The sequence below is a fragment of the Slackia sp. CM382 genome, from assembly GCF_000293015.1.
Classification (GTDB): Bacteria; Actinomycetota; Coriobacteriia; order Coriobacteriales; family Eggerthellaceae; genus Slackia; species Slackia exigua.
Map to the genome: position 1 here is coordinate 94247 of NZ_ALNO01000007.1, position 13486 is coordinate 107732.

At 60.2% G+C, this 13486-nt stretch carries 12 protein-coding genes and 1 tRNA gene; 9 read left to right on the forward strand and 4 right to left on the reverse strand.

Annotated elements, in window-relative coordinates; all coding sequences use genetic code 11:
* Nucleotides 1-105: 105 nt before the first annotated feature.
* Nucleotides 106-780 (forward strand): molecular chaperone, encoded by a 675-nt coding sequence (locus HMPREF1155_RS03155; RefSeq protein ID WP_039993250.1) that lies wholly within the window; start codon nucleotides 106-108, stop codon nucleotides 778-780.
* Here the strand turns inward: HMPREF1155_RS03155 and HMPREF1155_RS03160 are convergent.
* Together HMPREF1155_RS03160 and HMPREF1155_RS03165 are read right to left on the reverse strand one after the other, a co-directional pair.
* Nucleotides 763-1962 carry a Fic family protein gene (locus tag HMPREF1155_RS03160; protein WP_238319076.1) on the reverse strand — a complete coding sequence of 400 codons (1200 nt, stop codon included), beginning with the start codon at nucleotides 1960-1962 and terminating at the stop codon, nucleotides 763-765. The two genes, HMPREF1155_RS03155 and HMPREF1155_RS03160, sit on opposite strands and share 18 nt — an antisense overlap.
* 165 nt (nucleotides 1963-2127) lie before the next feature.
* Nucleotides 2128-2925, reverse strand: coding sequence for a MerR family transcriptional regulator (locus HMPREF1155_RS03165; RefSeq protein ID WP_009077305.1), 798 nt, complete (start codon nucleotides 2923-2925; stop codon nucleotides 2128-2130).
* Nucleotides 2926-3118: 193 nt separating this feature from the next.
* Between HMPREF1155_RS03165 and HMPREF1155_RS03170 the strand changes: the two genes are divergently transcribed.
* Both HMPREF1155_RS03170 and HMPREF1155_RS03175 read left to right on the forward strand, forming a co-directional pair.
* Nucleotides 3119-4840, forward strand: a complete 1722-nt coding sequence (locus HMPREF1155_RS03170) for an FAD-dependent oxidoreductase (protein WP_009077110.1) — start codon at nucleotides 3119-3121, stop codon at nucleotides 4838-4840.
* Complete coding sequence (locus HMPREF1155_RS03175; RefSeq protein ID WP_009077221.1) at nucleotides 4837-5229, forward strand: cytochrome c3 family protein; 393 nt, start codon at nucleotides 4837-4839, stop codon at nucleotides 5227-5229. The genes HMPREF1155_RS03170 and HMPREF1155_RS03175 overlap by 4 nt, the downstream gene beginning before the upstream one ends.
* A 228-nt stretch (nucleotides 5230-5457) precedes the next feature.
* Here HMPREF1155_RS03175 and HMPREF1155_RS03180 read toward each other — a convergent pair whose 3' ends face one another.
* Nucleotides 5458-6969 (reverse strand): flavocytochrome c, encoded by a 1512-nt coding sequence (locus HMPREF1155_RS03180; protein WP_006362323.1) that lies wholly within the window; start codon nucleotides 6967-6969, stop codon nucleotides 5458-5460.
* Nucleotides 6970-7168: 199 nt separating this feature from the next.
* Between HMPREF1155_RS03180 and HMPREF1155_RS03185 the strand changes: the two genes are divergently transcribed.
* From HMPREF1155_RS03185 to HMPREF1155_RS03200, 4 genes are all read left to right on the forward strand, one after another.
* Nucleotides 7169-8761: a LuxR family transcriptional regulator gene (locus tag HMPREF1155_RS03185; protein ID WP_039993253.1), complete on the forward strand. Its 1593-nt coding sequence runs from the start codon at nucleotides 7169-7171 to the stop codon at nucleotides 8759-8761.
* A 259-nt stretch (nucleotides 8762-9020) separates the two neighbouring features.
* The gene (gene yfcE / locus HMPREF1155_RS03190) at nucleotides 9021-9533 is read left to right on the forward strand and encodes a phosphodiesterase (protein ID WP_009077417.1); all 513 of its coding nucleotides are present in this window, start codon (nucleotides 9021-9023) and stop codon (nucleotides 9531-9533) included.
* A 247-nt stretch (nucleotides 9534-9780) separates the two neighbouring features.
* Nucleotides 9781-9857, forward strand: a tRNA-Met gene (locus tag HMPREF1155_RS03195).
* A gap of 246 nt (nucleotides 9858-10103) precedes the next feature.
* Nucleotides 10104-11030 carry an alpha/beta fold hydrolase gene (locus tag HMPREF1155_RS03200; protein ID WP_238319078.1) on the forward strand — a complete coding sequence of 309 codons (927 nt, stop codon included), beginning with the start codon at nucleotides 10104-10106 and terminating at the stop codon, nucleotides 11028-11030.
* A 52-nt stretch (nucleotides 11031-11082) separates the two neighbouring features.
* Here the strand turns inward: HMPREF1155_RS03200 and HMPREF1155_RS08845 are convergent, their stop codons facing one another.
* Nucleotides 11083-11253, reverse strand: coding sequence for a helix-turn-helix domain-containing protein (locus HMPREF1155_RS08845; protein ID WP_009077341.1), 171 nt, complete (start codon nucleotides 11251-11253; stop codon nucleotides 11083-11085).
* 598 nt (nucleotides 11254-11851) lie between these two features.
* On the opposite strand from HMPREF1155_RS08845, the gene HMPREF1155_RS03210 reads away from it, so the two are divergent.
* Nucleotides 11852-12163, forward strand: a complete 312-nt coding sequence (locus HMPREF1155_RS03210; RefSeq protein WP_039993257.1) for a helix-turn-helix domain-containing protein — start codon at nucleotides 11852-11854, stop codon at nucleotides 12161-12163.
* Entirely contained in the window at nucleotides 12160-13422 is a 1263-nt protein-coding gene (locus tag HMPREF1155_RS03215) for a type II toxin-antitoxin system HipA family toxin (protein ID WP_009077119.1), read from the forward strand. The genes HMPREF1155_RS03210 and HMPREF1155_RS03215 overlap by 4 nt, the downstream gene beginning before the upstream one ends.
* The last annotated feature ends 64 nt before the right edge of the window (nucleotides 13423-13486 follow it).

Consider the following 13486-nt stretch of genomic DNA (forward strand, 5'->3'; position numbering starts at 1 on the left):
TGGCCAGGCTCTCTTGCGCGTATTCCGTGTCGGCTCCTGCCGATTGCGGCATCTAAGCGGAGGGCGATCTATCGGGCCGCTTTCTTCGATAGGAGGATGGTGTTCATGCCTGTATGCGAAAACGCGGCGCTTGCCCAATCCGATGCCGAGCTCGCCGAGCTTCTTGCCCGTTGCTTCCTTCAACCGTCGCCCGACTTCGCGCTCGAGGTCAAAGGAGGCTCGCTGACGCGAGCGCTACGTGAAATCCTGGGAGAATGCTCCGATTCGGAGATACGTGCGGCTTTGGATGACGTGGAGTCGTTCGCGCGCGACCTGTCGGCCCTTGACGAACAGGCCGCATATCTGAAGCTTGAGGCTGATTACAATCGGTTGTTCGTGGGGCCGGGCAAACTGCTTGCTCCGCCGTATGAATCGGTCCATGCGACAAGGGATGGGCTCGAGGGGCGCGGCCGTCTCCGGGGCCCCGCCGAACGGGAGGTGCATGCGGCGTACATGGCCAGCGGGTACGACATGCCCGAGCGGTTTGTCGAATACCCTGACCACATCGCCGTCGAATTGGAATTCCTTGCTATGCTCGCCGCGCAAGAGGCTGAGGCGTGGGAACAAGGGGATGAATCGGCGGCTTTCGAACTGCAAGAACGTGCCGATGCTTTTCGCGAGGAGCATCTTGGACGCTGGCTTCCCTCGTTTGCCGAAGAGGTTCGGTCGGGCGCGAAGCTGCCGTTCTATGCGTCCGTGGCCACGTTGGCGCGAAAGACCATGCTAGTGCCCGGTGAGTGAATCGCGCGAAATGGGCTCGTCGTTGAGCATGGCATCGTAGAAGCGGTCGAACACGCTTAGGGCCTCGGTCGCTTCGAAAACGCGGCCGAGGCTCAGATCGTTTTCAACGACCTTGATCATGCCGGCGGAGACCAGGCGGTCCACGGCATCGTTGGTGGCTGAAAGCCCCTTGCCTATAAGGCGTCTCGCGAAGTCGACCGTGATATAGGGATACCCGGGCAGAAGGCGCATGAGGGCCTGGGCGGCGGAACCGCGGCTTACCTTTCCGAACCGGCGCTCCCAGTTCTCTTCGAGCCGAGTGTAGACGTCGATGAAATCAGAGCTTATGCCTACGGCGGCCGCAAGGCTGATGGCGCAGAAATTGGTCCAGGAATCCATGGCTTCACCCAGGCGTTGTTCGTTCGAGAGGTCTCTGAAGCTGTAAGGGAGCAGGTGTTTGGCGTGGTCGGGAGTGTTGATGGCCGGCCAGAGAGCGATGGGCGCGATGATGCCTTTCGTGAGCCCGCGCGACTTGAAAAGCGCGTGGCAAAGCGCCCTGCCCGTGCGGTCGCGACCGCTCTTGAACGGCTTGATGCACTCGAATTGGAAATGCATGAAACCCGATTGCGCTATAGGCGAGAACCATTCGTTATTCATGAACAGGCAGAGGTCGTCGATATAGACCGGCAGATCCGTGGGAACAGGCGGGCGCAGGCCGTTCATGGGGCCGTCGGATACGGGAATGAACTCCCTGTGCCTGAATCGCGCTCCCGTCTGGTCGGCCGGTTTGCCGTAGATGCACCGCGAATGCACGTCGAGTATGAATTCGGGCGTGAAGACGAATCCAGGATGCACGGTTTGCGAGATCCATCTCAGCGTATTGAGGTATTTCAGGGCATCGAGCGTGGCGGCCCGTTCGCAGAAGCAGGAATCGACCTGGCGGCTATGCAGGAAATCTCGGGAATCGATATCGCCGAGGATATCGATGAGCGCAAGGTCGCGCATGGCGGGGATCTGCCCGTCTATGCGCACCGATGTGATGGCTTCGATACGGGCGATGGCCTGAATGAGGGCCGGGCCGATCGAGGAGCCTGCGATCTCGTGTTCGATGCGCACGAGGGAGGTCTCCGCCTTGTAGGCGTTGGCCGAGGTCCTTCCATTGAGGACGAATCTCTGATCTCGAAGATAAGCTGGCGTATACACGATGCATCCCTTTTTGCCGCGCATACCTGCATCGGATCGTCGAGGCAGCCCCTTGGAATCTCCGACCGATGCAACTCCCCTTCATAGATTATATTTCCTCGCAGGCATGTTCCCCAAGAGATTGCGGTTTCTTGAGTTTTCCGCAAAGAGGCAGGTTAGAGTTGTTTATACGATAGGCACGTAGATGACTTCTATATCGCTGTTCCTGCTGTCGAGATTGAGGAACGAAGGGAAGATAATCGCATCGCTTTTCGCCTTGTAGCCATGTGTGTCAAGATAATCGTAGAGTTCGGAGAACGATGATCTTCGTACGCTTTCCGTCCGATTCAGCCGTCGCCGGAATCGGACGCACGTTCCCAGTCGAAACTTGCTCAAGGAAGCTCTGCTCGATTCGCTGACTCGATAGACGTCTTCTTCCGATATGGCATTCGCGTAGTCGATGTCGACCTCGGGAGAATCATCAATAAGGTTCTCGTATCTGATGATACGTACGCAGTGGCTTACGTACAGCAGGTCGTACAGCTCGGCACGTGCCGAGGCATTTTCCAAGGAGATGCTGAAGTCACTTCCCAACGATGCGCGTACGAAAAAGTAGTCAGGCATCGTGACGACCTCGAAATCAGCGCTGATATCCGAATTCGCAGATGTGAGTGCCTTTTGAATGCGAGCTAGACGACAAGAGATGACGTCGGCTTCGTGCAGGAGCTTCTTATGCTGCGTTTGCAGCGTATGTATGAAACTATGAGTTTCTTGATCGGCGTCCACAAGCTCTATAGCCTCTTCGATGCTGAATCCATACTGAAGAAGCATGCGGAACGCGTTTGATCGGAATGCGTCTTCGGGTGTGAAGACTCGATAGCCGTTTTCCTCACGGTGCGAGAGCAGAAGCCCGCGTTTCTCGTAGAAACGGATTTTCGATTGCGAAAGCCCCGTCATTGCCGAGAATTCCCGAATGCGGTACATGGCCTCTCCCCTCCGCCTCGTCGTTCGAGCGTCTGTTCATAAAGTGCATTATGCCCCACCTCTCGCCTCGGGCACTCCATGCGTTTCAGGAGAGGGTTGACCTTCGACCTGGTCGAGGGTTTACGGTTGCATCAAGGGCGAAGGAGGCATGGCGCAAGGGGAGCCGTGCATGCCCGGAAGAAGGAGGGAAAGGATGGAACGATCAGAATTATCAAGACGAGCATTCTTGAAAGGCATCGGTATTTCCGGCATAGCTGCGACTGGTGCATGCATGCTTGCTAAACCGACGGCAAGCGCTCTCGCCAAGGAAACGGAATCGACCGGGGATGCGGCAAACCTATATGCAAAGGCGCTTGGCGATGATGCAACTATGCTACCTATGCTCAAGGCAACATGCCCAGGTCCAAGGGGCCCGGTTGCATTCGAAGATCGCGAGATTCCCGAGTCGGAGTTTTCTGCGGAAGAAGACTGCGAGGTTCTCATTATCGGCGCCGGCATCGGCGGGCTGATCGGCAGTCTGAAGGCTGCGAGCGAAGGTGCAAAGGTCATTACGCTCGAAAAGATGAGCAAGGGCCGCAGCGCTTGGGAAAGTTTCGGTGCCGTAGGTGCCCGATTCCAGGTCGAACAGGGTCTTGAGATAGACGCTACGCAACTCAAGGACGAAATACTCCGTGCTGCGGACTGGCGTGTCGATCCTCAAACCATCGAGTCGTACATAGCGCATTCCGGAGAAACGGCCGACTTCTGGCAGGACATGATGGATAAGGTCGACTCAGGTATTGAGATGTATAAGTTCGACCAGGCTCCCAACTACAACGGGTTTCCCGTCATCGATTCCTATGTGAATTTTCGTTTGCCGAAAGGCATGAGCAAAACCTGGCTGTTCGGCCTCTATGTATGTGAGGCTCTGCGCGATGCGGCTAAGACGTTCGACGCGCTTGATATCCGCTACAACACTCCTGCCGTGCAGCTCATTCGCGAAGATCAGGGTCGTGTCAGCGGTGCCGTGGCAAAGACCGAAGATGGTAGCTACCTGCGCATCAACGCGAGCAGGGGCGTGCTCATCGCTACAGGAGGTTACGATGCCAACCCCGAGATGATGCAAGCGTGGGTTCGCCCCGAGGATTACGAGTCTTCGAGCTGGTGGAACCCGTCGTGGGGAACCACTGGCGACGGTCATATGATGGGCTTGAAAGTTGGGGCGGATATGGACAGCCTGCCTCATGCCGTTATGAACTTCAGCAACGCAACGCCTGGAACCTTCGTCGAAAAGCGCGTGTATTTTCCAGGTCCCATGAATCTTGGCATCATCGTGACGGATGAAGGCAAGCGTTTCGTCAACGAGAATAATCCCCGCCAATATGTTTCGAACTGCGTAAACGTGCAGATCCGCCGCGGAAAGTCGTGCTTCAGCATCTGGAATCAGTCGATGTTTGGCGAGACGTTGGAAAAGGTTCCAAACGCCGATAAGCAAATCGCGCTTGATGAAGAGAAAGGTTACCTCTTCCGAGCCGACACGATTGAAGAGCTTGCCGCGAAGGCCGGCATAGATGAGGTCGGTCTTAAAGATACGATCAAGCGCTACGACAAAGCCTTTGAGGATGGTCTTGAGCGTGAACCTGATTACTATCGCTGGACTGGCAATAACAAGCCCTTTGGAGAAGACGGGCCTTGGTATGCACTTCGTTCGCAGAGCGTTATTCTCGCGACCGTCAGCGGTCTTACTATCGACGCGAATGCCAACGTGCTCGATCGTGCCGGCAAGCCTATCGAAGGGCTGTATGCAACAGGGAATGCTTCGGGCAATTTTTATTCAGGCAACTATCCTCGCCATATACCAGGAACTTCGGTCGGACGCGCTGCGACGTTCGGCTATGTTGCGGCGACGCATATGCTGAAGGGAGACCAGGCATGAAGGCATCGAAGAAAAAGAACGTCGCAGTCTCTGCGTTCGTCATCGCCATAGTTTCGGCAGCCCTCATGCTTGCTGCGTGCTCTCAGCCGTCCGACGGAGCTTCCGGTTCGGATATTGCTTCATCCGAGCAGGGCGAGGTAACGGAAGCGCTTTATCCGGTCTCGGATTTCGATGCGAAATGCCTCGGATGCCATGGCGGCAGTTATGAAGCGGTCGCCAAACTCACTGAGAATCTTGGCGAGTGGAATCCTCATGATTCGCTTCATGGAGGATACGTCTCCTGCGAAAACTGCCATGCGGAAGACATGAGCGTAAAACGCAACTACTGCAGCCAGTGTCATGCGTATGCTCCTACAGAGGACAGCTTGTTTCTTAAGGATTCATGGTAATAACAACCATCGATTCGAGATTTGGTGAAATCGCGCCGGTTGATGAACGAGGCGGAGCCGACGGATTCTTTCCCGTCGGCTCCGCTTTTGGAGGGAACGAACGCGACACGAGTCGCGCTTCGTTTTCGAAGCCAGGGAGCTCCGACGCGCAAGAGCTGCGGTCCATCGATTCCGGATGCGATGGACCGCGTGCTCGATCGTCGGGCAGCGTTGCTCCGGCTGGAATCGTTACGCGATGGCTTCGGCCACCACATCGCCGACGTTACGGCCGAAAGTCGTGACGTCGCAGACCGCGTTGCCGCCGATGCGGTTGTTGCCGTGAATGCCGCCGGTCACTTCGCCGGCCGCATAGAGGCCGTCGATCTTGGTGCCGTCGGCACGAAGGGCTTCGTTGGAGGTGTTGATCTTGATGCCGCCCATCTCGTGGTGGACGCCCGGCGACACCTTGATGGCGTAATAATTTCCGTCAACGAATTCGATGCAGCCCTTGGTGCGGCCGAATTCGTCTTCCTTGCCTTCGGCGGTGATGGCGTTGTACGCATCGACGGTGGCCTTCAGCGTATCGGCGTCGACACCGATCTTAGAGGCCAGGTCGGCGAGATCGGATCCGGTGACGACGAGGCCTTGGGAATCGTAGTTCTTGACGGCCTTGTTGTTGTCGTAGACGGTCTGGTCGAAGACCTCCCAGGCGTATCCGCCCGGCTGCTCGAGCTCGGCAGCGGACACCTTGTCGCGTGTGCTCATCTCGTCGAAGAAGCGCTTGCCGTCCTGGTTGACCAGGATGGCGCCGCCGCCGCGCACGGCCTCGGCGATGAGCGGGGCGGGCTTGCTGCCATCGGCGCCTTCGACAAGGCCGACGGTCGGATGAATCTGGATCTGATCCATCTGCACGAGCTCGGCGCCCGCCTCTTCAGCCATGACGTAGCCGTCGCCGGTGGCGGCGGGCTGGTTGGTGGAGGCGTAGTCCTTCAGGTCGGGGCGGTACTTGGCGATGAGCTCCTTGTTCGAACCCAGGCCGCCGGTCGCGAGGATGACAGCTTTGGCGTTATACGTCGCTTCGGAGCCGGCATTGTCGGCCATGACGCCGGTCACGACGCCGGAGTCGTCGACGATGAGACTCTTGACCTGGCAGTTCTTAACAACTTTGATGTCACGGTCCTTGACCTGCGCCTCAAGGCCGGGCACGACGGTTGCTCCCACGGGAGAGCCGTCAGTGGGACGGTGGCAGCGCTTGACCGACATGCCGCCTGTGCTCGTGATGTTGTCCAGCCTGATGCCTAGGCCGTCGAGCCAGTCGATGGTGCCGGCGGAATGATCGCACATGAAGTCGACGAGCTCGGGGTCGCCGGTGTTGTGCCCGCCGTCGAGCGTTTCCTGAGCGAAGAGCTCGTTGCTGTCCTCGATGCCCTGTTCCTTCTGGAACTTGGTCTCGGAGGCGTTCATGCCCGACGAGCTGAAGCTCGTGTTGCCGCCGACCATCGATGCCTTCTCGAGGATGACGAGGTTCTTGATGCCTGCATCGAAGGCCGCGATCGCGGCGCACATGCCTGCTCCGCCGGCACCGACGATCACGATGTCGTAGTCTTCCGCGGTCGCATTCGATGAGTCGCCGACAGTGCTCGGCGCGCCGCAGGCCGAAAGCCCGAGCATGCTTGCGATAGCCGTGGCGCTCATGCCCACGACGAAGCTTCGGCGCGTCATGCCGGAGCCGGAGAATACGTTCTTACGTGCGTTTTCCATTCGAACCCCTCCTGGTCGAATCGTGAATGCGCTGGCATTTCCATGCGCCAGCATCCCTGAATGTAGGCCTGCGCAGGTGTGGACGATACACCCATATATGGGTAATATTGTTTGAGGGTGTTGAGATGATGACGGATAGATTATCCGTTTCAACTGGGATGATAAGTGCTATTCATACCATGGCATTAATGGGAGGGGCATGAAGGGGACGAGTCGCGCGCGGGGTATCGCAGCGATGGCGGCCACGGGACTGGCATGCCTGTTCGCGGGCATCTGGATCATGGATTCGTCGCTTGCATGCGTTCTCTCTCTTCCGAATGCCTATGCGATCGCGCGTATCGCCACCATCTTCGACTATGCCGCGTTCTTCGGAATCGTCGCGCTCGTTCATCGTCGGCGTGCGCGAGGCGTGGCGCCTTCGGATGCCGCAGCGCGCGACAGGGGGCTTCGCATCCTGCTTATTTCCGGTGCCGGATGTCTTGCGGCGTCCGTTCTCGGCGCGATGCTTCTCGGTTTCTTACGCGCGGGCCTTGCTTCGCACGGTCTTGCCGGATTCCTGCTTGTTCTGGGTCTCGTTTTGGCGAAGCTCCAGGCGGTTCCTTCCTCTGCAGCGTACGCAGGTCTTTTCGTCGAGGTCGACGGCGACGCCTTGGCGGGTGCGTCCATTGCGGGAATTGCAGGAGCATACGTGCTCGATACCGCGATCACGGCCGTGTCCGCCTCTTGCGGGCTTTCCGTATCGGGCCAGATGGCGGTTTCGTGCGCGTTCGTGCTGGCCGGAATCCTGATCGGCGCGTTCATCTTAAGGACGGTTGCGAAGGAAGAAAGCGATAAGGTCGATCGGCCGCGTGCGGGGTCGGGCAGGCTGCGCGAGGCGTTTTCGGGCCGGCTCGTGGTCACCATGCTCATTTCCTCCTTGATGCTTGGGTTCTTCCGTGGCGGAGCGGTGGAGGGGGCATCGTGCAACGTGGCGTTTTCCTCCGTTATGCTCGCCGTCGTGGCCGCGTTGGTCGTTCGTCGCGATGCGTGGGGCATTCAGGAGATGCTCAGGTCGGGGGTTGCGTTCGTCTCCGCAGGCGTTTTGCTTGCGCCCCTGATCAGCGCTGCGGTACCGGGATCCGACGTGGCTCTCGAAGCGGTCGGCATGGGGTTTTTCGAGGCGACGACCTGGCTTCTTGCCGTGCGCTGCGTGCGGTTGAGCCGCTGGATGGCGGGTGCGGCGGCGGGAGCGAGGCTGCTTGCGACGCTCGGGCACAGCTTGGGTGCGGCGCTTGCGGCCGGGGCGACGATGCTGGCTTCCTTTGGAATCAGTATGCAGGCGGCTTCTCTGCTGCTGGTCTTCGTGTATGTGATGGCGGCGATGTTCTTCTTCAGGGATCCGAACCATTTCATGAACATGGCGCCGCTGCCTGATGTAGTTAGGCGCAATGACAAGGCCGAGGAGGATTCGGCCGGTCTTGTGTCGGGCGGCGTTGCCGAACGCGAGCCAGTCCCTTCGAATTCTTCGGGCACCGAAGATGCGAATCGGGCATCGCTCGAAGCCATGGAAGACGCGTTCTACCGGGAACCTTGCCGAATCCTTGCGGAAGAGCATGGGTTGACGCCGCGCGAGCTCGACGTGCTTCGCTATCTTGCGCAGGACAAGACGCTGGGGCAGATTGCAGAAGGGCTGGTGCTCTCGCGCAATACCGTTAAGATGCATACCAAGCATGTGTATCAGAAGCTCGAGGTGCACAGCAAGCAAGAGGCCATTGCGCTCGTGAACGAGGTTCGGGCGCGAGGCGGTGCGTAAACGCCGCTTCGAAGGACGGTGTGGCTCACGCAGGGCATGATGGCTCGCGAGCGTCGTGCCGAAAAAATGTTGCACCCCGTGCAGGCATGTTGCTATGGCGTGCGGCGGCGCGTACAGAGCATGGCGGCTCGCGCAGGCGTCTTGTTGCGAGCAGCGGATTCATGAAACGCGCATGCTGCACGATGAGCGGCGCGTGTAAACATGATCGAAGGAACGGTCCACGTGCGCGTCATCGGATTGGTTGTGGAAAGGTGGAATCATGAAGCTCGTCATCGCATCCGACATTCACGGATCGGCCCATTGGTGCCTAAAGCTGATGGATGCCATCGATGCCGAGGCTCCGGATTCCATCGTGCTTCTGGGGGATCTGCTCTATCACGGTCCGCGCAACGGCCTGCCGTTCGGATATGCGCCGAAGGAGGTCATTCCGATGCTGAATTCCTTGGCGGGGAAGGTGATCGCCGTGCGGGGGAATTGCGACGCCGAAGTCGATCAGATGGTGCTCGACTTCCCCTTGGAGTCGGATTACGCAGTGATCATGGATGGAGAACGGCAGCTGTTCTGCACGCATGGGCATGTGTTTTCTCCGGGCGATCATCCGGTGCTGCCCGAAGGGAGCGCGTTTCTGTCGGGGCACACGCACGTGAAGACGAACGTGGTGCGGGACGGGATCCGGTATGTGAACCCGGGAAGCGTCAGCATTCCGAAGGACGGGTCGAATAGCTACGCCGTGTACGAGGACGGGGAATTCACGTTGAAGGAGCTCGTGTAGCGGCGGTTGTGGAGATGAGGCGTGCGTAGCGGGTGGTGCGGCGGTATTCCTTGCAATTGGTCGCATGCCGGTGCAACAGGCTGATGCGCCAAGGGTAGTGCGTGTTTCGGTCTCAGATGCGCTGCGCCTGCGGATGGCTCGATTGTGGAGATGCGGCGTGTGCGACGGCCTCAGCTTGCAGCGTTTCTTGCAATCGGTCGGCCATGAGGCTAATATGTCTTTTCGCACGTTACGCGTGCCCAGATACTGCGGGGTGGAGCAGTCTGGTAGCTCGCCGGGCTCATAACCCGGAGGTCGTTGGTTCAAATCCAGCCCCCGCGACCAAAATTACAACCCTGACCTGTGCAAACAGGTCAGGGTTTTTCATTTGTGGGGGGGGAATTTTCCGACCGACATAGTTTACCCCGCAGCACGCACGCCTTGCGGGCGACCAGGAGGGCCTGTGCTACAATCCGGACCATGGAGACGGCCGCCGCATACCGCAACCCCTACGAGGGCGGGAACCCCTCCGACGTCGGCGGAGCGCTCAGGCGCGCGGGTTTCAAGCAGGCCAACGCACCGCTGACCCACATGAGCATGAACTACGTCGAAGGCCCCGACAACGGTCTTCCGCTGGTGCTTATCCCCGCCCAGATGGGCATATGGCAGACCTACGAGAAGGTGCTCGTTCCGCTTGCCCGTTCGTTCCACGTGTTCGCGATAGAAATTCGCGGCCACGGGCGGAGCAGCTGGACGTCGGGTGACTACACCTGGAGCTCGATGGGCGGCGACGTGGCGGAGTTCGTCGAGAGGGTCGTGGGCGAGCCGGCGATAATCTCCGGCAATTCGTCGGGCGGCATCATAGGCCTGTGGTGCGCCAGTCACGCTGCCCGTTGGGTGAGGGCGCTGGTGCTGGAGGATGCCCCGGTGTTCTGCGTCGAGATGCCGCGCTTCAAGGAGCGGGACAGGTTCACCTACGAGGGACTCAGACACCTCGTGAACGCGATCGGCGACATCGGTGACCGGGATTTGGCCGACTATTTCAGGGGCCAGGTTATGCCGGTGTCCGAGACGCGCACCAAGGAGATGCCGAAGTGGTTCGTGTCGTTCATCTCGAGGAAGCTCAAGCAGACCGCGGCCCGACAGCCAGGCAGCCCCGTGGCGCTCGACCAGTGGTACCTTCCGGCGATTCTGAAGCGGCAGTTCCAGTCGCTCAAGACCTTCGACCCCGACTTCGCGCGTGCCTTCGTCGACGGGCGCGTCTACGAGGACTTCAGCCATGAGGCCGCGCTGCGGCAGGTGGGCGTCCCCCTGCTGGTGATGCACGCGAACTGGCACCGATACGAGAGGTACGGCCTGGTGGGCGCCATGGATGACGACGATGCCCGCCGCATCGCGGAGCTGGTGCCGCACGCGGACTACGTCAGGATACCTGCCAACCACGTCATCCACGCGTTCAAGCCGCGAGCGTTCGTGCGGGCGCTCGAGGACTTCGCCGACGCACACGGCCTCCGCTGAGCCCATCGCCAGGCGGCAGCCCGCTCAAACGCCAGTCTGCCGGCGGGCGGCGTTACGCCACTGCCATGCCGATGACCTGCGCGCGCTGTAGGCGCTTTTCGAGTGTCCTGCGGTTCACGCGGATCGTCTTGGTGCTCAGCTTCATGGCCGGTATCTCGCCCTGGTGGATGAGCTGGTAGATCGAGGTGTTGGAGATCTGCAGGGCAAGCTGCACCGCGCGCACGTCGAACCTGCGGTCCGTGGGTTCGAGCTCCTCCCTTCTTTCCGTCTCAGCCTCATCTACCCGAACCTGAGGTTCGGCCTCAACGGACTATACGGACTGTGCGCCATCAGGAAATGACAGTTTTACTCGAACCTGCTTGTACCTGCGAGGAGGGTGCCACCGCAACGGACCATGCGACTTCAACTGCCGTATGGACGTTCCCGGCGGGGGATGTTCTGCTGAGAGCGTCGCAATATCCTGTTTGTCGTGATATTCGCGACATATCGAGACTCCGCCGCAGCGCTCTCCACGCTTTCTACCAGGGCGGGTGGCGGAGGGCCACGCGCAGCCCGCAGCCGGTCTTCCTCGGCGGGAAGAGTGGTGAGGGCCTCCGCACTTCCAGCAACACTCCGTCCTCCTCAGGTTCTAAGGCCGTGGCAGAGGGCCCTAGCCAACGTCGAGCGATTGCGCGAATCGAGAGAAGGGTCGATACCGTCGCGTAGCCACCACGCCTGGCAGAACCATAATACGCACGGCATTTCACATCGAATAATTGTGCAATATATTGCATTTTGTTAAACTGTGCAATATATTGCATTTAACGAGAGGGGAAGGGTCCGTGAAGGTGACGACGACAGAGCAGCTGGGCTCCATCGTGAGGAACGCGCGGGCCGAGCTCGGTCTCACGCAGAGTCAACTCGCAGCGGAGGCAGGAGTCTCGCGCAGGCTCATCGCAGCCGTGGAGGACGGCTCGGCAGCCAATGTCGGGTTCGGGCGCGTGCTCGCCATATGCTCCGCACTCGGGATATCCATGTGCCTGGGAGAAGACCTGCCATCTAGGCCCCTTCCGCCCGCCGAGGAGAGGCTCTCGGAGAAGGCCCTCTCGGCAGGGAGCGCCGCGCTGGAAATCTTGGGAGGCGGCAGCCGATGAGGGAGAGAACGCTGCACCTGCTCGTGGGAGGGGGCATCGCCGGCGAGATCCGACGCGATTCGCAGGGCAAGCTGTCCTTCCGATACTCCTCGCGCTACGCGGGCCCTTCGGTATCGCTTTCAATGCCGAAGGGCTCAAGGGAATACGGCGATGCAACGATCCGCTCGTGGCTCCTGGGCCTACTGCCCGACGACAGGGAGGTGCGCCGCAGAATCGGCCGCGAGGCCGGTATATCGCCAGATGACACCTTCGGACTGCTCGAGGAGGTCGGCCTCGACTGCCCGGGCGCCGTGCAGGTCTGCAACGACGACACCCTGGAGGACGCGCTCTCCCGGAAAGGCGAGTTGAAACCCATCTCGGACGGGGAGATACGCGACAGGATCGCCGAGGCTGAATCGCCCTCCCCCCAATGGACCGCGCCCGACGAGAGCTGGTCGCTCGGCGGCAACCAGGGAAAGGTCGCCCTTCGCAAGCAGTCCGACGAATGGTTCCGCTGCACCGGCTCCGCCGCCACCACACACATCGTCAAACCAGGCATCGCGGGCATGGTCCTTGAGGCGCTCGACGAGTACCTCTGCCTGAGGCTCGCCCGCGCGTGCGGCATCCCGGCCGCGCAAGTCGAGTACCGGGAGTTCGCAGGGAAGGGGGCGATCGTCGTCGAGCGCTTCGACAGGGCGCAGGGAGGGGACGGCGAGGTCGACCGGATCCATCAGGAGGATTTCTGCCAGGCGCTCTCCGTCCCGCCCGACAGGAAGTACAGCTCGGACGGCGGCCCCATCGCCCGCGACTGCGTCACGCTGCTCAGGCGCGCAGGCAACGCGGAGTCCAACGTCGCGCTCTTCGTGGAGATGCTACTGTTCAACTACGTGGTCGGGGCTACCGATGTCCACGCCAAGAATTACTCGGTCCTGCACCTTGCGAACGATGAGACCGTGCTCGCCCCCATGTACGACGTCGCCTCTGCGCTCCCCTATATTCCCCGGCTCGGGAACCCGTGGCGCAGCGCCATGAGCATCGGAGGGGAGAACCGCATTGGCCGCCTGCACAGGAGCCACCTGGTGAAGTTCGCGGAAAGCGTCTCGCTTCCGGCAGAAGGGTGCTGCGGGCTCGCCGGCGAGGTGGCGCAACGCGTCCTCGACACGGAAGAGTCGGTGTTCAACGAGGAGACAAGCGTGCCCGGCATGGCAGAGCTCCGAGAGCGTCTGGAGAAGCCGCTGCGGAACAACTGCGAGAGGCTCTTGGCGTTTTTGGGAGACTGACGCTCGAAGACCCACTTACACCAGGGCCGTCTCGTTGGCGAAGCGCTCGCCCGCATCTTTCGGA